Source organism: Streptomyces cinereoruber (genome assembly GCF_009299385.1).
GTDB lineage: Bacteria > Actinomycetota > Actinomycetes > Streptomycetales > Streptomycetaceae > Streptomyces > Streptomyces bikiniensis.
Genome location: NZ_CP023693.1, coordinates 1,280,896 through 1,300,449, shown reverse-complemented (window position 1 = coordinate 1,300,449; position 19,554 = coordinate 1,280,896). Strand labels below are relative to the sequence as shown.

Annotated in this window: 16 protein-coding genes; 7 read left to right on the top strand and 9 right to left on the bottom strand. The window is 74.3% G+C overall.

Going from position 1 to position 19,554, the window contains the following annotated elements; genetic code table 11:
• Positions 1-56 precede the first annotated feature (56 nt).
• From CP977_RS35180 to CP977_RS05625, 4 genes are read right to left on the bottom strand one after another with little or no spacing between them, the layout of a single operon-like run.
• The gene (locus tag CP977_RS35180; protein ID WP_109186595.1) at positions 57-1,532 is read right to left on the bottom strand and encodes an FAD-dependent monooxygenase; all 1,476 of its coding nucleotides are present in this window, start codon (positions 1,530-1,532) and stop codon (positions 57-59) included.
• A 4-nt stretch (positions 1,533-1,536) separates the two neighbouring features.
• Entirely contained in the window at positions 1,537-2,415 is an 879-nt protein-coding gene (locus CP977_RS05635) for a TIGR03621 family F420-dependent LLM class oxidoreductase (protein ID WP_062758175.1), read from the bottom strand.
• A complete protein-coding gene (locus CP977_RS05630) occupies positions 2,412-3,590 on the bottom strand; it encodes an alpha/beta hydrolase (RefSeq protein ID WP_152369720.1) in 1,179 nt (392 codons plus the stop codon). Before CP977_RS05630 ends, CP977_RS05635 begins: the two co-directional genes overlap by 4 nt.
• Complete coding sequence (locus CP977_RS05625; RefSeq protein ID WP_062758168.1) at positions 3,587-4,354, bottom strand: 2-oxo acid dehydrogenase subunit E2; 768 nt, start codon at positions 4,352-4,354, stop codon at positions 3,587-3,589. Before CP977_RS05625 ends, CP977_RS05630 begins: the two co-directional genes overlap by 4 nt.
• A gap of 267 nt (positions 4,355-4,621) precedes the next feature.
• Here CP977_RS05625 and CP977_RS05620 point away from each other — a divergent pair, with 267 nt between their 5' ends.
• The 7 genes from CP977_RS05620 to CP977_RS05590 all read left to right on the top strand — a co-directional run bounded on the left by CP977_RS05620 (position 4,622) and on the right by CP977_RS05590 (position 12,430).
• Entirely contained in the window at positions 4,622-5,857 is a 1,236-nt protein-coding gene (locus tag CP977_RS05620) for a cytochrome P450 (RefSeq protein ID WP_062758166.1), read from the top strand.
• 5 nt (positions 5,858-5,862) lie between these two features.
• Positions 5,863-6,078 (top strand): ferredoxin, encoded by a 216-nt coding sequence (locus CP977_RS05615; protein ID WP_167308991.1) that lies wholly within the window; start codon positions 5,863-5,865, stop codon positions 6,076-6,078.
• A gap of 8 nt (positions 6,079-6,086) precedes the next feature.
• The gene (locus CP977_RS05610) at positions 6,087-7,715 is read left to right on the top strand and encodes an ABC transporter substrate-binding protein (RefSeq protein ID WP_152369718.1); all 1,629 of its coding nucleotides are present in this window, start codon (positions 6,087-6,089) and stop codon (positions 7,713-7,715) included.
• A gap of 2 nt (positions 7,716-7,717) precedes the next feature.
• Positions 7,718-8,650 carry an ABC transporter permease gene (locus tag CP977_RS05605; RefSeq protein WP_062758159.1) on the top strand — a complete coding sequence of 311 codons (933 nt, stop codon included), beginning with the start codon at positions 7,718-7,720 and terminating at the stop codon, positions 8,648-8,650.
• Entirely contained in the window at positions 8,647-9,579 is a 933-nt protein-coding gene (locus CP977_RS05600) for an ABC transporter permease (protein WP_062758157.1), read from the top strand. Before CP977_RS05605 ends, CP977_RS05600 begins: the two co-directional genes overlap by 4 nt.
• The gene (locus CP977_RS05595; RefSeq protein WP_079131417.1) at positions 9,569-11,212 is read left to right on the top strand and encodes a dipeptide ABC transporter ATP-binding protein; all 1,644 of its coding nucleotides are present in this window, start codon (positions 9,569-9,571) and stop codon (positions 11,210-11,212) included. The genes CP977_RS05600 and CP977_RS05595 overlap by 11 nt, the downstream gene beginning before the upstream one ends.
• Positions 11,213-11,359: 147 nt before the next feature.
• Complete coding sequence (locus CP977_RS05590; RefSeq protein ID WP_062758155.1) at positions 11,360-12,430, top strand: LLM class flavin-dependent oxidoreductase; 1,071 nt, start codon at positions 11,360-11,362, stop codon at positions 12,428-12,430.
• On the opposite strand, the gene CP977_RS05585 is transcribed toward CP977_RS05590, so the two are convergent.
• The 5 genes from CP977_RS05585 to CP977_RS05565 form a co-directional block, all read right to left on the bottom strand.
• Complete coding sequence (locus CP977_RS05585; protein WP_062758153.1) at positions 12,364-13,425, bottom strand: LLM class flavin-dependent oxidoreductase; 1,062 nt, start codon at positions 13,423-13,425, stop codon at positions 12,364-12,366. The two genes, CP977_RS05590 and CP977_RS05585, sit on opposite strands and share 67 nt — an antisense overlap.
• Positions 13,426-13,482: 57 nt before the next feature.
• The gene (locus tag CP977_RS05580; protein ID WP_062758151.1) at positions 13,483-14,253 is read right to left on the bottom strand and encodes an AfsR/SARP family transcriptional regulator; all 771 of its coding nucleotides are present in this window, start codon (positions 14,251-14,253) and stop codon (positions 13,483-13,485) included.
• A 41-nt stretch (positions 14,254-14,294) separates the two neighbouring features.
• Positions 14,295-14,903, bottom strand: a complete 609-nt coding sequence (locus CP977_RS05575) for a flavin reductase family protein (RefSeq protein ID WP_079131416.1) — start codon at positions 14,901-14,903, stop codon at positions 14,295-14,297.
• Between the two features lie 27 nt (positions 14,904-14,930).
• Positions 14,931-17,843: a helix-turn-helix transcriptional regulator gene (locus tag CP977_RS05570; RefSeq protein ID WP_079131415.1), complete on the bottom strand. Its 2,913-nt coding sequence runs from the start codon at positions 17,841-17,843 to the stop codon at positions 14,931-14,933.
• 173 nt (positions 17,844-18,016) lie between these two features.
• Positions 18,017-19,552, bottom strand: coding sequence for an MFS transporter (locus CP977_RS05565; RefSeq protein WP_167308992.1), 1,536 nt, complete (start codon positions 19,550-19,552; stop codon positions 18,017-18,019).
• Between the last annotated feature and the right edge of the window lie 2 nt (positions 19,553-19,554).

Sequence of the window (19,554 nt, the reverse complement as noted above, 5' to 3'; positions counted from 1 at the left end):
CCGTACACGAAAGCGCCCGCGGTGACCGCGGGCGCCTCTTCCGTGTCCCCGGTCGCTCAGCGCGGCGTGCCGAACCAGTTCTTCAGGGCCGTCTCCAGCGAGCCCGAGCCCTCGGCCCACACGACGTGCCCGTCCGGGCGCAGCAGCACGGAGCGGGTCGCGTCGGCCGCGAGCGCCGGCGCGACGCCCACGCGGTCGGCCCAGGCCGCCGCCGTACGGGCGTGGGCACCGCCCTCGCCCCGCTCGCCGTCCCCGTCGGCAGCGCCGAGGAGCAGCAGGCCCCCGCCGCCGTGGAGCAGGGGCGCGGCGCCGGGGACACGGCCGCCGAGCGCCGGGTCGGGGACGACGGAGCCGGAGGCGCCGTCGGTGCCCACGCGATAGCGCGGGTCGACCCCGGTCACCAGCTCCACCAGGTACCGGTTCACGTCCTCGAAGCGGGCGAGGTCCGCGACGAGCGAGCGGGCACCGGCGGTGCGGGCCGCCGGGTGCATCAGGGCCAGCTGGGCGTCGAGCGCGAGCCGGGCCCGCTCGCCCTCCGGGTGACGCTCGGCGTGGTACGTGTCGAGCAGGCCCGGCGGCGCCCAGCCCGCCAGGTCCGCGGCGAGCTTCCAGCCGAGGTTGACGGCGTCCTGGAGACAGGTGCTCAGCCGCAGCCCGCCCAGCGGGTAGAAGGAGTGCGCGGCGTCGCCGGCGAGGAACACCCGGCCGGAGCGGTACCGTTCGGCGTTGCCGCTGTGGCTGGTGAACCGGCGGGCCCACAGCACCTCGCGGGCCGGCAGCGGCTGCCCGGTGAGGTGCTCGACCTCGCCCTGGAGCTCCTCCGCGGCGACGGGACCCGACGGGGCGGGAGGCGTGGCGCCGAACACGGTGGTGATCACCCGCAGCACCCCGGGCCCGGCGGGCGCCCCGGAGTACACCCCGCCGGCGGGCAGGTAGTGGGCGCCCAGGTGGTGCACGGCGAGCTCGGAGAAGTCGACCGTGACGTCGCCGACGATGCCGGACACGGTCCAGCCGCTGCCGGGGAAGTCGATGCCGGCGAGGCGCCGCACGGTGCTTCCGGCACCGTCGGCCGCGACCACGTACGAGCCGCGCAGCGTGGAGTCACCCGCGGAGGTGCGCAGCTTCAGCGTCACGTGTCCGGGGGACTGGCGGAGTTCCGTCACCTCGTGCCCGCGGCGGACGTCCACGCCGAGTTCGCGGGCCCGCTGCTCCAGGACCTCGGTCAGCCGGGGCTGGGCCACGAGCAGTCCGGTGCCCACCTCGGGCCGGTCGGCGGTGATCTCCTCGGGCCGCAGCCACAGCAGGGAGAAGTGCGCGCCGGGCAGCGGGAGGCCGGAGGCGCGCAGCGCGTCCGCCAGGCCGCGCTGTTCGAGGAGCGCGACGACGCCCGCGTTGACGGCCTGGCCGGGGGCGTGCGGATCGGGGGCGTCGCGGCGGTCGAGGACGACGACGGGCGCCCCGGCCAGGCCGAGCTCGCAGGCGAGCATCAGACCGGTGGGGCCGGCGCCCACGACGATCACGGGGTCGGTCACGGGGTCATCCTTTCCTCAGGAGCGGGATCACGGGAGCGAAGTCGTACAGGTGGGCGGAGAGGACCATGTACGACGTGAGGCCGTACCGGTCGCGGCAGTGCCGGACCTGCTCGGCGATCTCCTCGTGGGTCCCGAGGAACAGGGTGGGCAGCTCCAGGAGCTGTTCGGCCGTCAGGTGGGGTGCGAGGGAGGGCCGCAGCGCCTCGGCGGCGGCCTTCCGGTCGTCGGTGACGACGACCCTCTTGACCCCCACGTTCAGTTCGGGGGAGCGGCCGAGTTCGGCGGCGCGCCGCCGGACGGTGTCCACCTGGGCGGCGAACTCGTCGGGGCCGAGGAGCACGAAGTCCTTGCCCGGGGGCAGCGAGGCGCCGATGAAGACGACCGTGTCGGCCCGGCGCGCGGCGAGTTCGAGCTCTTCCGGTTCGCCGACGCCGAGCATCAGCCGCGGCCGCGGGCTGCTGACCGGGCGGGGCCGCTGCCCGGGGTCCGTCAGCAGGCGTTCCAGGACGTCCACCGTGTCGGCGAGCCGGTCGCGCTTGTCCTGGGGGGTGAGCGCGGCCGTCCCTGCGCTCCCGGTCCAGCCCGCGTGCAGGCCCACGCTGAGCCGCCCGCCGGTCAGCCGGTCGGTACCGGCGATCTCCCGGGCCAGTACCTCGGGGTCCCACAGGGACGCGTTGGTGAGGTAGGTGGCGACCTGGAGCCGGGTGGTGACGGCGGCCGCGGCCACCAGCGAGGGGAACGGCGCCGACATGCCGAGGTGGTCGGTGGTCGCGAGGGTGTCGTAGCCGAGCCGTTCGGCCTCCCGCGCGCGTTCGGGCCAGTCGGCCTCGGGGGAGATCTCGTTGACCCCGAAGCGGAACTCCGTCCCAGGTCCGCCGCTCATGCGTCGCCTCCTGTCGTGGCTGTCGTGACTGGGGTGAGGGTGGTGGCTGGGGTGGGCGCCGTGTCCGTCGTGCGCCCGCGCGCCCCGGTCAGCCGTTCGCGGGCCCGGACCGCGGCCAGGGCGAGGCCGAGGAACCGGCGCTGGGGCCCGAAACCGCCCAGGGCGTCCAGGGCGGAACGCAGGCTCCACAGCCGGGACTCGGCGACGTGGGACGGCGAGCCGTGCACGTCGTCGTGGACGAGCAGCCGCAGCTCGCGCACGTGCCGTTCGAGGAGCAGCCGGTCACCGGGCGGGACGATCTCGTCGCGCGCGCTCACCGTGTACGCCACGGGCACCCGGATCGCGGCGAGTTCGTCCGGCGTCAGCGCCAGGCCCACCAGCCCGGGAAGCACGGTGTCCGGGGTGAGGCCGGTGAGGTGGGCCAGGGTGTCGACGGTGACCCGGGGCACCCGCGGCCGCCAATCGGCGTCCGTGAAGAAGTCGCCGATCGGCGCGCCGGCCGTCACCACGCCCCGGATCCGCTTGTCGTGGAGGGCCGCCCGCAGCGCCATGTGGCCGCTGAAGCTCATCATCACGGCGACGGTCCGGTCGGTGTCCGCCCGGTCCGCGAGCGCGTCGAGCAGCTCGGAGACCATGAGGTGGCTCTCCGGCCCGTACCGCTGCTCGTTCTCGCCGACCCCCGGCATCTCGACTGCGACGACGGCCAGACCGAAGCGGTCCGCCCCGGCGAGGATCGGACCGAACTGCTCCTTCACGCTGACGATGCCGCCGCTCAGCAGCAGCACGGGCCGCCGCTCGCCGCCCCGGGGCGCGAGACCGGCCGCCCAGCAGCGCACCCGGCCGCCGGAGAGGCCGAGGTCGATCCGCTGGATCCCGGCGGTGCCGCCGAGCCGCCAGCGGTCGAAGGAGGCGACGGTCCGCGCCTGCGCGTCGGCGCGCGCGGGGCCGTCCACGTAGGGGAAGCGGGCGATGTTGAAGTGCCGTCCGGCCTCCGCCTCCCGGCCCCGCCGCTCCAGTTCGACGCCGGCCTCGGTCCACTCCCGGGCCCAGGAACCGGGCTCGCCTTCCTCGTCGTGCCGGATCCGCCCGAGGACCCGGGCCAGCCGCCCGCCCGGGATGCCGAGGATGCGGCCGTGCACCTCCACGAACCGCTTCAGCTCCGTGACGTCGTTCACCGCAGCGCCTCCTCGGCCGTGTAGCCCTCCAGCGACTCCTTGACCTCGGTGAGGACGTCCGCCGCCTCCGCGCCGTCGATCACGCGGTGATCGAAGGTGAGGTTCAGCCGCATCACGGGCGCGCTCGTCACCTCGCCGTCCCGCACCACGGGACGCTCCGCGATCCGGCCCACGCCGAAGGTGAGGGTGGTGCCGCCCACCGAGTGGAAGCCGTCGACCGCCCGGTGGCCGAGGGACGACACCGAGAAGGTGCCGAAGAAGCGCGGGTGGGCGAGGAGCGGGCGCACCGCCCGGCGGTAGGCGGCGCGCGCGATCAGCGACGGCAGCCGGTGCAGCAGCAGCATCGGGGCGAACTCCGGCATGGTCTCCGGATCGCCGTCCCGGAAGCGCTCCAGCTCGTGCTGGATGCCCTTGAGGTCGGTCCGGTCCAGGTCCGGCAGGACGGTGGAGACCACGACCCGCCGGCCGCCGACCAGCTTGTCGAGGGCGACCTTCCCGGAGACCTCGCCGTAGCGGGCGACCGTGGGGCGCAGCCGGCCGCGGATCGCGGCGTTCGCCTCCGGGTGGGCGGCGATCACCCGGGCCGCGGAGTGGAGCACGTACGTGACCACGGACAGCCGGCTGTCGCCGCGGTGGGCCTCGCGGTGCGCGAGCACCCCGGACATGTCCACCTCCGTGTCGAGGTGGACCGGCGCGAAGGGCCGTATCTGGTCGAGGAAGAAGAGCGTGTGTCGCCGCTCCCGGGCGATGGCTGCGATCTGCATCCCGCCAATCTCCGCAGCCCGGCTAAAGGACCCTTTAGCGCGGCCTAAACCCGTCTTCCGGCCGGCCGCACCACGGCGGCCCTCTGGAGCAGCGCACATACGGCGTGCCGCGCCGCGGGACGTCACCCACAGCAGTCCTCCGGCACGGCGCGGGTGTCGTGCGCCGCACGCGACGGCGTCACCCACAGACGTCCTTTAGCGCGGCGCAAGACACCCGTTCCAATCTGGCCGCCCAGCCCGAATGCCGCCGCTCGCAGGAGATTGCGCATGTCACGCCCCAGCGCCGTGGGCCTCACCACCGGTAACGCGCCTCTGCCCGACTTCCCGCAGCTGCGCACCTGCCCGTACCAGCCGCCGCCCGGCTACCGCGATCTGCGGCTGGCCGAGGGGCCCGTGGTGCGCGCCCGGCTGTACGACGGCCGCCCCACCTGGGTGGTCCTCGGCCATGCCGTCGCCCGTGAGCTGCTCGTCGACCCGCGGCTGTCCTCCGACTGGGGACGGCCGGACTTCCCGTCGCCGAGCCCGCGCCGCAAGGCCATCCAGAAGGCGACGATGCTCATCGGGATGGACCAGCCGGAGCACTCCGCGTACCGCCGCCGGGTCATCCCGTCCTTCTCCGTGCGCCGCACCCGCGAGCTCGGCGAGTCGATCCACCGGCGCGCCGGGGAACTCGTCGACGCCCTCCTCGAACAGGGCCCGCCCGCGGAGATCCTGCGCGGCCTCGCGCTGCCGCTGTCCTCGCACACCATCTGCGGGATCCTCGGCGTGCCCTACGAGGACCACGCCTACTTCGAGGAGCAGTCGGCGATGCTCGTCGCCTCCCACGCGTCCGAGGAGGACGCGACCGGGGCGCTGACGAACCTGCGGGACTTCCTGGTCTCCCTGGTCGACCGCAAGGAGAAGGAACCGGAGCCGGGCGAGGGCCTGCTGGACACCCTGGTGCACAAGGACCTCGCCGAGGGTTCGCTGTCCCGCGAGGAGGTGATCGCGCTCGGCATCATCCTGCTGATGGCCGGTCACGAGACCACCGCCAGCATGATCACGCTGAGCACGTTCACGCTGCTGCAGCACCCGGGGCAGCTGGAGGCCTTCCGCGCCGACCCGGACGCCGCGGGACCGGCCGTCGAGGAGCTGCTGCGCTACCTCTCCATCGGAGACGTGGCCATGCGGATCGCCGCCGAGGACATCACCGTCGGCGACGTCCGCATCGAGGCCGGCGACAGCGTGATGCTCTCCGCCGCCGAGATCAACCGCGACCCGGAGGCCTTCGAGGACCCCGACGTGCTCGACCTCGGCCGCGGCGCCCGCCACCACCTCGCCTTCGGCTACGGGGTGCACCAGTGCATCGGCCAGAACCTGGCCCGCGCCCAGCTGCGGAGCGCGCTCACCCTGCTCTTCTCCCGCATCCCGGGGCTGCGGCTCGCCGTTCCCGCCGAAGAGGTGGAGATCAAGCCCGCGCAGAGCGGTGTGCAGGGCATCTACGAACTCCCCGTGGCGTGGTGAGGCCGGTGCGCGTCCTCGCCGACTCCGACCGCTGCGTCGGCGCGGGACAATGCGTCCTGACCGCGCCCGACCTGTTCGACCAGGACGAGGAGGGCATCGTCGTCCTGCTGACCGACTCCGTCGCCACCGAGGCGGACGCGAAGCTCGCCCGGGAGGCCGAGCACCTGTGCCCGGCCGCCGCGCTCCGGGTCACCGCCGGCACCGACGACGGCGAGGGGTAGCCGGGCGCATGAGGATCCGTACGCATCGCTCCGTCGTCCGCCGGGCCCTGGTGGCGGCGCTGGCCCTGGCCTCCGTCGCCACCGGGTGCGGCACCGGGCCCGGCCGGGCGGACGGGCGGGACGGCCGGATCGTGTACGCCGTCGACTCCCAGCCCGACTGCCTGGACCCGCAGATCAGCCCGTACGACGTGACGGCGGCCCTCGGCCGCAACGTCTTCGACTCGCTGCTCTCCACGGACGCCCGGGGCCGCGTCCGGCCCTGGCTCGCCACGTCCTGGGAGATCTCCGGCGACGGGCGGACGTACACCTTCCACCTGCGCGACGGGGTCCGCTTCCACGACGGCACCGCCTTCGACGCGACCGCCGTCAAGGCCACCCTCGACCACACCGTCGCGCCCGAGACCAAGTCGCAGTACGCGGCCGGGCTCATCTCCATGTACGAGGGCGCGACCGTCCTCGACGCCCGCACCGTACGGATCCGGCTCTCCCGTCCGTACACGCCGTTCCTCCAGGTGCTGTCCACGGCCACGTTCGGCATCCAGTCGCCCGCCGCGCTGCGCGCGAACCGCGGCCGGACGTGCCTGAAGCCCGTCGGCAGCGGCCCGTTCGTCTTCGCCGGCTGGACCCGCAACCGGCGGCTCGACCTGGACCGCAACCCGCACTACGCGTGGGGCCCGCCGGACGCCGCCGGCCGGGGACCGGCGCACGTCGCCGGCATCACCGTCGAGTTCATCCCGGAGGCCGCCTCGCGCTTCGGCGCCCTCAGTTCGGGCCAGGTCGACCTGGCCTCCGCCGTACCGCCCAGCCACGTCGGCAGGCTCCGGCACGCCGACGGCTTCCGGCTGATGCGGGCCACCCAGCCCGGCGCGCCGTACACCCTCCTGCTCAACGTCAACCGGGCGCCGCTCGACGACCCGCGCGTGCGCCGCGCCCTGCAGCGCTCCGTGCGCTTCGACGCGCTGGTGAAGGCGCTGTACTCGGGCGTGTACGAGCGCTCGTGGAGCCCGCTGACACCCGCCACCGACGGGTACTCCCGGGCGACCGAGGGGGAGTGGCCGTACGACCCCGAGGAGGCGGCCCGGCTCCTCGACGCGGCCGGGTGGACCGGGCGCGACGAGCAGGGCTACCGCACCAGGAACGGCGCCCGCCTCACCGTGCACTGGCCCTACATGACCAGTCTGATGCGCGACCAGCGGGCGCTGCTCGGCCAGGGCATCCAGGCCGAGGCCAAACGGGCCGGCATCGAGCTGCGGTTCACCGCCCTCGAACCCGGCGCCTACCTGGAGAAGGCGGTCGGCCGCGACGCCGACGTCCTCGCCTTCAGCTGGAACCGCGCCGAGCCCGACATCCTGCGGACGTTCTTCGACTCCGGACAGACCGGCGACAAGGGCGGCGTCAACGCCTTCGGGCTCAGCGACCCGCAGCTCGACGGCTGGCTCCGCGAGGCCTCCGCCACCCGCGACCCCGCCCGCCGCACGGCCCTGTACGCGAAGGCCCAGACACGCGTGAACGACCAGGTCTACGCCCTGCCCGTGTACGCCCCCGCCACGCTCCTCGGGGTCGCCGACCGGGTGCGCGGCGTGACCTTCGACGTCCAGGCGTACCCCCGCTTCCACGACGCCCGGCTGGAGGACTGACGATGCCGCCCCTCCGCTGGTTCGCGCGGCGCCTGTCGCTGGCCGCCCTCGTCGTGTTCGGCGCCGCCAACGCCGTCTTCTTCGCCTTCCGGCTGCTGCCCGGCGATCCGGTGCGCAGCATGCTCGGCTCCACCAACCCCACGCCCGAACTCGTGGCGCGGGTACGGCACGACCTCGCCCTCGACGAGCCGCTCGCCGTGCAGTACGGGCGGTTCATGCGCGGGCTGCTCACCGGCGACCTCGGCGAGTCCTTCCAGCTCCAGGAGCCGGTCGGCGAGGTGATCGGCGGGCAGCTGTGGCCCACCGTCCAGCTCGCCGTCGCCGCCCTGCTGCTCGCGCTGCTCGTCTCGGTCGCCCTGGCCGTGCTCACCGCCCACCGGCCGCGGGCCCGGCGGATCACCTCCGCCTTCGAACTCGTCGCCGCCTCCACCCCGGCCTTCTGGACCGGCCTGCTCCTGCTGGCGCTGCTGTCCTTCCGGCTCCGCTGGTTCCCGGCGATGGGCGGCAGCGACATCGCCGCCCTGGTGCTCCCTGCGGTCACCCTCGCGGCCGGTCTCGTCGGGGCCTTCACCCAGGTGCTGCGGGAGGAGCTGGAACGGGCCCTGGAACAGCCCTTCGTGCTCACCGCGCGCGCCCGGGGCGGCGGCGAGACCGCGATCCGGCTCCGGCACGCGCTGCGGCACGGACTGATCCCGCTGATCACCCTGTCCGGCTGGGCGGTGGGCGCGCTGTTCGGCGGCGCGGTCGTGGTGGAGACCGTCTTCAGCCGTCAGGGCCTGGGCCAGGTCACGGCCGCCGCCGTCGCCGGCCGCGACCTGCCGGTGGTGACCGGCGTCGTACTGGTCTCCGCCGTCGCCTTCGCCCTGATCAACCTCGCGGTGGACGTGCTCTACCGGCTCGTGGACCCGCGCATCGACGAGAGGAGCATCGGATGACCGCCTCGGCCTCCGCGTCCGCCCCGACCTCCGCACCCGGTGCCGCGGCCGGCGCCGACGGGACGCCCGCCGGCCCCCCGGGCGACGCCGCCGCGCTCCCGCGCCGCGAGCCGCGCGGGTTCCGGCCGGGCGTGGCGCTCGCCGCGGTGACGCTGCTCGCCGTCGTCGCCGCCGCCGTGGCGCCGGACCTGGTCGCGCCCCGGCAGCCGGACCTCATCGATCCGGTCGACGCGCTCGCGGGGCCCGGGTCGGGACACTGGCTGGGCACCGACCAGCTGGGACGCGACGTGTTCAGCCGGATCGTGCACGGGGCCCGCACCTCGCTGGTCATCGGCTTCGGCGCGACCGCCCTCGCCGTCGTGGGCGGCTCGCTGCTCGGCGTGTTCGCCGCGACCGCGGGCCGCGCCGTCGACCAGGTCCTGATGCGCGCCACCGACATCCTGATGGCCTTCCCCGGGCTGATGCTGTCGCTGGTGGTCGTCGCCGTCCTCGGCCCCGGCACCGGCAACGCCACCCTGGCCATCGGTGCCTCGCTGCTGCCCGGCTTCGTCCGGCTCGCCCGCGGCCAGGCGCTCGCCATCCGCGGCAGCGACTACGTGCAGGCGGCCCTGGTGATGGGCCGCGGCCGGGCGTCGATCCTGTTCCGGCACCTGCTGCCCAACGCCCTGCCGCCGCTGCTCGTCCTGGCCACGGTCAACGTGGGCGGCGCCGTCGTCGCCGGGTCGACCCTCAGCTTCCTCGGCCTCGGGCCGCAGCCGCCCTCACCGGAGTGGGGCGCGATGCTCGCCGAGGGCCGCGACCACCTGGACACCGCGTGGGCCGCGGCCGTCTTCCCCGGCCTGGCCATCACGGTCACCGTCGTCTCCGTGACGGTCGTCGGCCGGGCCCTGCAACGCCGCTTCGACCGGAGGGACGGCCGTGAAGCCTGACACCACCCGCGCGGAGCGGGCCCTCGTCACCGTGGAGGACCTGCGGATCTCCTTCGGGCGCGGCAGCCGGCGCACGGAGGTCGTGCACGGTGTGGACCTGACACTGCGGGCCGGCGAGTGCCTGGCCCTGGTCGGCGAGTCGGGCTCGGGCAAGACCCTCACCGGCCGCACCCTCGCCGGACTCACCGGGCCGGGCGCCACCGTGACCGCCCGCACCCTCGACTTCGACGGCCGGGACCTGACCGCCCTCGACGAACGCGCGTGGCGCCGGCTGCGCGGCGCCGAGATCGGCCTGGTCCTCCAGGACGCGCTGGTCTCCCTCGACCCGCTGCGACGGGTCGGCGCCGAGATCGAGGAGTCGCTCGCCAACCACGGCATCGGGACCCGCCGCGACCGGCCGGACCGGGCCGTGGAGCTGCTGCGCGAGGTAGCCGTGCCCGCGCCCGAGCGGCGGGCCCGGCAGTTCCCGCACCAGCTCTCGGGCGGGCAGCGGCAGCGGGCGCTGATCGCCTCCGCCCTCGCCGCGGGACCCCGCGTCCTGATCGCCGACGAGCCGACCACCGCACTCGACACGACCGTGCAGGCGCAGATCCTCGACCTGCTCGCCGCCCGCCGGGACGCGGGCACCGCCCTGCTGCTGATCAGCCACGACCTGGCGGCGGTCGCCCGGCTCGCCGACCGGATCGCGGTGATGCGGGACGGGCGGATCGTGGAGAGCGGCCCCGCCGCGAAGGTCCTCGCCGCGCCCGCCCATCCGTACACCCGCCGTCTTCTCGACGCGGTCCCCGACGCCCGTGCCGCCCGTCGGCCGAGCGCCGGAAGCGGCGGCGCCGGCACGGAGGTGCTGCGCGCCGACGGCCTGGTGAAGCGTTACGCCGGGCCCGGCGGCGGCACGACCGCGCTCGACGGCGTGTCCTGTGTGCTGCACGCGGGCGAGACGCTCGGCGTCCTCGGCGAGTCCGGCTCGGGAAAGTCCACGCTGGCCCGGATCGTGCTCGGGCTCACCGAGCCCGACCAGGGGTCGGTGACCCTGCTCGGCCGACCCTGGTCAGGTGCCGGCGAACGCTCGCGGGCCGCCCTGCGCGGCCGGATCCAGCTGGTGCAGCAGGACCCGCTGTCCTCCTTCGACCCGCGCTGGACGGTGGAGCGGATCGTGGCCGAGGCGCTCGGCGCCGGCGGCCGGCGGGCCGCGCGCCGTCACCGGGAGCGGGTCGTCGAACTCCTGGGCCTCGTCGGCATGGGGCCCGAGCTGCTCGACCGCGGCCCGCGCGGGCTGTCCGGCGGTCAGCGGCAGCGGGTGGCCGTCGCCCGCGCGCTCGCGCCGGAACCGGACGTGCTGGTCTGCGACGAGCCGGTCTCCGCGCTGGACGTCTCCGTGCAGGCACAGGTGCTGGAGGTGTTCGAGCGGGTCCGTGAACAGCTGGGCGTGGCCCTGCTGTTCATCTCGCACGACCTCGGCGTCGTGCGCCGGGTCAGCGACCGGGTCGCGGTGATGCGGGCGGGCGGCGTCGTCGAGACCGGGCCCTCCGAGCAGGTCTTCACCCGCCCGGAGCACCCCTGGACCCGGGAGCTCCTCGGCGCGGCGACCCCCGTCGCCGTACCGGACCGGCAGGACGCCGGGAGACCGGCGTGACGGCCGGCGCGCCCCCGGGACGCCCGTGGGCACCCCTGTCCGCCCCGCCCCCGCGGGCCGACGGCGTCGCGCCGCGGTCCGCCGATTCCCCGACCACCCCGGCCGGGCCCCCGGGCTCCGGCCGCGTCCGACGATCGTGAGTCGCCCATGAACGACACCGTCCCCTTCCGTCTCTCCGTGCTCGACACGGTGCCCGTCTTCAACGGGGTTCCGGCCGCCCGGGCGCTGCGGGAACTCCTGGAGCTCGCGCCGGAGGTGGAGCGCCTCGGCTACCACCGCTACTGGCTGGCCGAGCACCACAACATGCCGGCCTTCGGCACCTCCACGCCACCGGTGCTGATCGGGCAGCTGGCCGGCGTCACCTCGACGCTGCGGATCGGCTCGGGCGGCGTGATGCTGCCCAACCACGTGCCGTACGTCGTGGCGGAGCAGTTCGCCACCCTGGAGGCCTTCCACCCGGGCCGGATCGACCTCGGCGTCGGCCGCGCTCCGGGCGGTGAGCCCGCCACCGCGCGGGCGCTGCGCCGCACGGGCGACCCGGCGCACGAGGGCGCCTTCGGCGAGCAGCTGGCGGAGCTGATCGGCTATCTGTCGCCGTCCGCGCCGGGTGACCGCCCGCCGGTCGCGGTCTGTCCGGCGGTGGAGCACCCGGTGCCCGTCTGGCTGCTCGGCACGAGCCCCTCCAGCGCCTCGCTGGCGGCCCGGCTCGGCCTGCCGTACGCCTACGCCCACCACCTCAACCCGGCGGGCACGGAGGCCGCGACGGACCGCTACCGTGCGGAGTTCCGCCCCTCGGAGCGGCTGGAGCGACCGTACGTCGCGGTGTCGGCGCAGGTGGTGGTGGCCGAGTCCGACGAGGAGGCCGAGTACCAGGCCGGGCCCGCCAAGGTGGCCCAGGTGGAGGGGCGGATCAATCCGCTGACCCTGTTCCGCACGCCCGAGGAGGCGGCCGCGTATCCGCTGACGGGCGCCCAGCGGCGCTTCCTCGACGAGTACGCGGCTCCGCAGATCATCGGCGGGGTGGAGACGGCGGGCCGGCGTCTCGCCGGTCTCCGTGCCCGCACGGGCGCCGACGAACTGCTCGCGTCGGTGCCCGTGTACGGCCTGCGGGCCAGGGTCCGGACGTTCCGGCTCCTCGCCGAGGCGGTGGCTCAGGCCGCGTCGGAGGGGGCGTCGGCGGGGGAGCCCAGCCCGGTCACCTCGGCCAGCAGCTCGTAGGAGCGGACCCGCTCGTCGTGGTCCTGGATCACGCTGAGCATCATCAGCTCGTCGGCGCCGGTGGCCTTGGCGAACTCGGTGACCCGCCGCCGCGCGGTCTCGGGCCCGCCGAAGATCTGCGGCGCGTACATCTGGTCGACGACCGCCCGCTCCTCCGCGGTGTAGGAGAAGCGGGCGGCCTCGTCCACGGACGGGAAGTACGGGTTCTGACCGCGCAGCGACCGGGCGGTGATCACGCGCAGCGGGTCGCTCAGCCGGGCCGCGCGCTCGTCGTCCTCGGCCACGCCGCAGAAGACGGAGACGATGGTGTACGGCTCGGCGAGGTACTCGGAGGGCCGGAACTCGGCGCGGTAGGCGTCGAGCGCGGCGGTCGTGCCGTGCGGGGAGAAGTGGTGCGCGTAGGCGAAGGGCAGGCCCAGGGCCGCCGCGAGCTGCGCGCTGTAGCCGCTGGAGCCGAGCAGCCAGACGGGGACGGAGTGCTCGGCCGCGGGCACGGCGGAGACGGTGCCGTGTCCGGGTTCCAGGACGTGCGCGGTGCCGGCGGGCGGCGCGAAGTAGCGCATGAGTTCCTGGATCTGGGCGGGGAAGTCGTTGCCGCCGAGCGGGCCGGTCTGGCGCCGCAGGGCCCGGGCGGTCAGCGGGTCGGTGCCGGGCGCGCGGCCGACTCCGAGGTCGACCCGGCCCGGGTGCAGGGCGGCCAGGGTGCCGAACTGCTCGGCGACCACGAGGGGCGGGTGGTTGGGCAGCATGACGCCGCCGGCACCCACCCGCAGACGGGTGGTGGCGGCGGCGATCTGCCCGGCGAGGATCGCCGGCGACGAGGTCGAGAGGGCCGGCATGTTGTGGTGCTCGGCCAGCCAGAATCGGTGGTAGCCGAGCCGGTCCACGGCGCGGGCCAGCCGGATGGTGTTGCGCAGGGACACGGTCGCGGTCGACCCCTGCCACACCGGAGCGGTGTCCAGGACGGACAGTCGGAATCCCAGTTCGGTGGTCATGGAACGAGAATATGGGGACTGTCCCCGTTTTTCAACACGGCCTGGACACCGCTCGTTTCACGCCGCTCTGGTCAGCGCGGGGCCGGAGTCCAGGAGGATCTCCCGGTGCAGCTCGTGCAGCTGCCGGCAGGGGCTGATCCCGAGCTCCCGGTCGAGCGCCGACCGCACCGTGTGGAAGGCCTGGAGCGCGTCGGCCCGGCGGTCGGAGCGGTACAGGGCGAGCATCAGCTGCCGGTGGAACGCCTCGATGAGCGGGTGCTTGGACACCAGCGCGTAGAGCGGACCCACGAGCTCGCGGTGCCGTCCGAGGGCCAGGTCGGCCTCGTTCCGCAGCTCGACGCACTCCAGCCGGGTCTCCTCGGCCCAGGTGGCGAACTCGTCCACGACGTCGCCGCCGCGCAGCTCGCCGAGGACCGTGCCGCGCCACAGCGACAGCGCCTGCCCGCACAGCGCGGAGACCTCCGCGTGCCGGCCGGCACGCGCCGCGGCCCGGCCCTGCTGGGCCAGACGCTGGAAGTCGTGCGCGTCCAGGGTGTGTTCGCCGCCCAGCTCCAGGACGTAGCCCGGGAAGCGGGTGACGATGGGACCCTTCGCCCGGCTCGGGCCCTTCAGCGTCTTGCGTAGTTGGGATATGTACACGTGCAGCGTGGCGGTGGCCCGGCGCGGCGGATCGTCGCGCCAGATCTCCGAGCACAACTGGTCCGTCGATATGACGTTCCCTGCGCGGACCAGCATGGCGGCGAGAAGGCACTCCACCTTCGGCGCACTGATGGTGAAGACCTCGTCGGCGTCCGTGATGCGCAGGCTGCCCAGGATTTCGAATCGCATGTCTTGTGTGACCTTCCGGAGATCGCTGAGACTGGCAGCGCTCAGCGCGACACTGAGCCGAAGCGGCCGTCCAGGTAGACGAGGGGACGGGCGGGGTCGCCCTGATACGCGCGAATCGGCTGAGCGATCACCACGGTGTGATCGCCGGCGGGCAGGTCGTACACCTTGCGGCAGACCATCGTTGTCGGAACGCCGTCGAGCAGCGGCACGCCGTGCGGGCCGGCGCTCCAGCGAGTGGGCGGCGCGAAGCGGTCGGCGCCGCTGCGCGCGAAGGTCGAGGCGAGTTCCCGCTGGTCGTGGGCGAGCAGATGCACCGCCACGTACTCGGCGGCGCAGACCGTCGCCCACGACGACGCGTTCCGGCCCACCCCGAACGACACGAGGGGCGGCGCGGAGGAGACGGAGGCGAGCGAGGTCGCGGTGAAGCCGACGGGCCGTCTCTCGCCCATCGCCGTGATGATCGCCACGCCGGCCGGATGCGTCCGGAAAACGCTCCGGAACGCGTCCTCCGCGATCGGCTCCTCCTCCGTCGCGCCGGCCCCCGGACACCTGCCGGAAGCCGACCAGACGTGATGATGGGCGATCCCGCCGTGACTCACTTCAACCCCCTGAAGCACTGTTCCGGCGCCGGTCGGATCCAGCGCCTTCATTGCCGTGCCTTCAGGCTCACAGAAGGATCAGGTGGCGGCATCCGTGGAAATACGTACGGCCATCAACCGAGCCAATTCCGCTCGCGAACCGATCTCCAATTTGCGGTAGATCCGCGACAGATGGACCTCCACGGTGCGCGGACTCAATCCCAGCGCCTCGGCTATCTCCCGGGTCCGCCGACCTGTTCCGGCCTCTCTCGCGACCTCCCGCTCGCGCCCGGTCAGCACCTCGAGACCGGCCACGGGAGGGATCGGCGCGGGCAGCAGCGCGTGGCAGCCGCGACCCAGCGAGTTCTCCAGCGGAGTGTCCGGATTCAGCCGGGCGAGCAGCAGCACGTCCCACTGCTCGGCCAGCTCCTGCGCCGAAACCCACAGCTCCGCCGCCAGCTCCGGACGGCTGCTGTTGCTCGCCGCACGGGCCGACCGGATCCGGGCGGTCAGCCGGTGCAACCGCAGCTGGGCGCCGTCGAACGCCCGCTCCGCCTCCTGGTACAGCGTCACCGCCGCGTCCCATTCGGCCTGCTCGGCGAGTACGTGCCCGCGCGCGAGCAGTGCGTACGCCCGGTTGTGCGGCAGCCGCAGCCCCTGCGCCGCGACGTTCGCGCGGTCGGCCCACAGCGAGGTGCCGCCGGAGCTGCCGGTGCCGCCGGAGAGCGAGGCCAGGGCGAGCAGTTCGAAGCCCCGGGGCCGCAGCGTGGGGTCGAGCCCGGGAAGCCCGGGGCCGCCGAGCTCCAGGAGCAGACCGACGCAGCGGTCCGGGCTGCCCTGCATCAGCAGCGCTTCGGCCAGCGTGAGCACGGACGAACCGTGCCAGCGGCAGGACGAGCGGCGCAGCGAGTGCACGGCCTGCTCGGTGAGCGCGGAGGCCCGGCTGCTGCCCGGCGGCTCGGCGTAGGTCACGCACAGCGCCTCCTGGGCGAGGGCCACCACGCGCAGCTGCTCGGCGCCCAGGTAGCCGGCGAGCTCGGTGGCCTCGGCGGCGGACCTCCGGGCACTCTCCAGACGGCCCTGCCGCAGCTGGGCCTCGGCGAGGCCGCTCAGCAGCACCGGCAGCACCACGTTGTGGGCGCGCTCCTGGACGACCGCGGTGCCGCGCTCGAAGAACGACTCCGCCTCGCGCGGCCGGCCGAGCGCCATGGCGCAGGAGCCGAGCAGCGCCAGGTACTCGCTGTGGCAGGCGATGTCGGCGTGCGAGAGCTCGTCCATCTGGCGCACGGCGGCGTCGTACGAGGCCAGGGCCTGCGTCACCCGGCCGGCCGCGAGCTCGCCGAGGGCGTGCAGCGCCATGGCCCCGGCCAGGGTGCTGCGCTTCCCGCCGGACCGGGCGAGGACCAGGGCCCGGTCCGCGATCCGGGGCAGCTCCTCGTCGTCGCACAGCGTGGAGATGATGCCGCGGTGGATCGTGAGCCGGGCGAGGACGTCGTTGTCGGCCTTCGCCGCCCGCAGGTCGGTGAGCGCGGCCGAGAGCAGCTCCGTCGCTCGGCTGAATCGTCCCTGCAGGCACTCGACGACGACGCAGAGTCCGATCGCCGCCCGGCTCGCGCCCTCCGGGGCCAGCTGTGACCCCCGGGTCAGCAGGGCGCGCAGCGAGGGGTCGTCGGCGAGGTAGTCGGCGGCCCGCAGCGCCCGCGCCAGGGGCGGGATCAGGGCGAGCAGCCTGCCGGACGCCTGTTCTTCGAAGGCGGGCAGCTCGTGCAGGGCCGTCAGGAGCCACCGTACGGCGTCGTGGGGAGCGCTCTGCTCGGTCTCCCGGCCCGCCTTCGCCAGCGTCTCCAGGTCCTCGGGGGTGAACGAGCTGGTCGACAGCTCGATGTGCACCGCCCGCTCGGACGCCGAGGCGGCGCGGCGGTTGAGCACGGTCAGCGCCCTGCGGTGGGCCTGTGAGCGCCAGCAGCGGTCGGCCTGGTCGTGCAGCACCCGGCGCAGCGTCGGGTGCCGGAAGCCCAGGAGCGTGCCGGAGCAGCGCAGCGGCCGCAGCACGTCCAGCTGGATCAGCGCGCTGACGACGGCGCAGGTCTCCTCGGTGGGCAGCTCGGAGACGGCCGCCAGCTCGTCCCGGCTGAACCGGTCGCCGAGGACGGCCGCGGACTCGGCCACGAGCCTTTCGGCGGGGTCCAGCTCGGCCAGTTCGGCGGCCAGCGGCGCGAGGCGCCCGGTGAGCAGCTGGGTGCGCGGGTCCGCGCCCTTCACGGTCGTCTCGTCCTGCGCCAGCAGGTAGAGCGGATTGCCGTCGCTCTCGTGGAGCGCCGACGGCAGCCGGATCGCGTCGGGTCGTACGCCGAGCAGCCGGGCTGCCTGGTCCAGGTCGAGCGGCGGCAGGTCGATGCGTTCCACCCGGCCCTGCTCGGCGCCCTGGGCGAGGGTGCTGAGCAGCGAGGGCGCGGCCTGTCGCGGCCGGTGCGCGATCACCAGCAGCACCGGGGCCCGGAAGTTCCAGCGGGCCAGGTGGTCGGCGAGCGCGAGCGACTGCGGGTCGGCCCAGTGGAAGTCGTCCAGGACCAGCAGCAGGCCGTGATCGGCGGCCTGGCTCAGCAGGGCGTGCAGCGCCTGGGAGAGCTGCAACGGGGACGGTTGCGGGCCCCGGCCGCCCAGCCGGGCGCAGAGGCCGGCCCGTAGCAGCTCGGCGTGCTCGCGCGAGAGGGCGGACAGCCGGTCGGCCGTCATGATGCCGTGCAGTGCGCGGGTGAAAACGTGCAGAGGTTCGTCAAGTTCGGAGGGGTAGCAGTGTCCGTCGAGGACCGTCACTCCTCGGGCGCGTGCGGCGGAGGCGAGCTGTGCCAGCAGCCGGCTCTTGCCCGCACCGGGCTCTCCGAGCAGCTCGACGATGCCTCCCCGGCCCTCCTGCAGGGCCTGTAGGGCGCCCAGTAACCGTAAGGATTCCTCGCACCGGACCGACGACGTGCTCTGGTCGCCAACCAGCGACACGGTTGTGGTGACCATCTCTTCCCCCTTGTGTCGGCGTCTCGTCCGCAGGTCATCCTTGTCCCTCGACCCCGATGGTACGAGCGCTTTGTTACAGGGGTCTGAGCCGGAGATGTCCGCCCCGCCGGCACACGAACGCGCCCTGACCGTCGAGAACCGGCCAGGGCTGCGCGTGGAGTCGCGAAAGGGAACTACAGGGACGAGACGGGCTGGGTGGGGCTGCCGGACTGCTCCGGGGCGTCCTCCGCGCCCTGCTCCGCGCCGCCGCCCATGGGGACGGAGCGCATGATGAGGGTGAGCAGGATGGTGAGGGCGGTGAAGCCGGCGCCCCAGGCGAAGGCCATGGTGACGCCCTCGGTGAGGACGAAGTCCGCGGAGCCCTTGGCGTCGAGACCGGCCGGCACCTCGTCGGCGGCGCCGCGGCTCGCGGCGCCGAACACGGTCACCATGATGGCGAGGCCCAGTGCGCCGCCGATCTGCTGCATGACGTTCAGCAGGCCGGACGCGGCGCCGGTCTCCTCGGGCGCGATGCCGGACATCAGGATGGTGGTGACGCCGACGAGCAGGGTGCCCATGCCGAGACCGGCGATGAGCATGGGGCCGAGCATCGCGGAGGCGAAGCCGGCCTCGGGGCTGAGCTGCGCGAACCAGATCAGGCCGACGCTCATGGCGGCGGCGCCGACGGCGGTCAGGACCCGCGGTCCGGCCTTGGGCAGGAACTTGGCGGCGACGCTGGAGGAGATCAGGATCAGCACCGCGAGCGGCACGAAGGCCAGACCCGCCTGGATCGGGCTGAAGCCCCGCACCTCCTGCAGGAACTGGGTGAGGAAGAAGAACATCGAGTTGCCGGCCGCCATCACGAAGAGCAGCGAGAGGTAGCCGGTCGCGCGGTTGCGGTCGGCGAACAGCCGCAGCGGGGTGATCGGCTGCTTGGCGTGGGTCTCGATGAAGACGAAGACCACGAGCAGCACGATGGCGGCGGCGAAGGAGGCCAGGGTGAGCGCGTCGCCCCAGCCGCTCTCGGCGGCCCGGATGAAGCCGTAGACCAGGGCGGTCATGCCGAGGGTGGAGGTGAGCGCGCCGCCGAGGTCGAAACCGGCGGGCTTGCGCTCGGTCTCGCGGATGAACATCGGGGCCGTGATCAGCAGCGCGAGGCCGATCGGCACGTTGATGAAGAGCACCCAGCGCCAGGAGAGCCAGTCCGTCAGCAGGCCGCCGCCGATGAGGCCGATGGCCGCGCCGGAGCCGGAGACCGCCGCGTACATGCCGAGGGCCTTGGCCCGGGCCTTCTCGTCGGTGAAGTGGGTCGCGATCAGGGCGAGCACGGTGGGCGCGGCGAAGGCGGCGCCGACGCCCTGCAGGGCGCGCGCGGCGAGCAGCATCGCGGCCGAGTCGGACAGACCGCCGAGCAGCGAGGCCGCGGTGAAGATCGTGACGCCGATGAGCAGCCCGCGGCGGTGGCCGAGGACGTCTCCGGCGCGGCCGCCGAGGAGCAGGAGACCGCCGAAGGTCAGCAGGTAGGAGCTGAGGACCCAGGAGAGACCGGTGGGGGTGAAGTCGAGCGCGACCTTGAGGTCGGGCAGGGCGATGTTCACCACGCTCACGTCGAGGATGAGCATCGTCTGGAGGGTGAGCACGATGAGGAGCACCATGCCGTTGCGGCGGCCGGCCGCCTCGGCGGTGGGCGGACCCTGGCCCGCGGCGCTCGTGACGGACTTTTCACTCATGA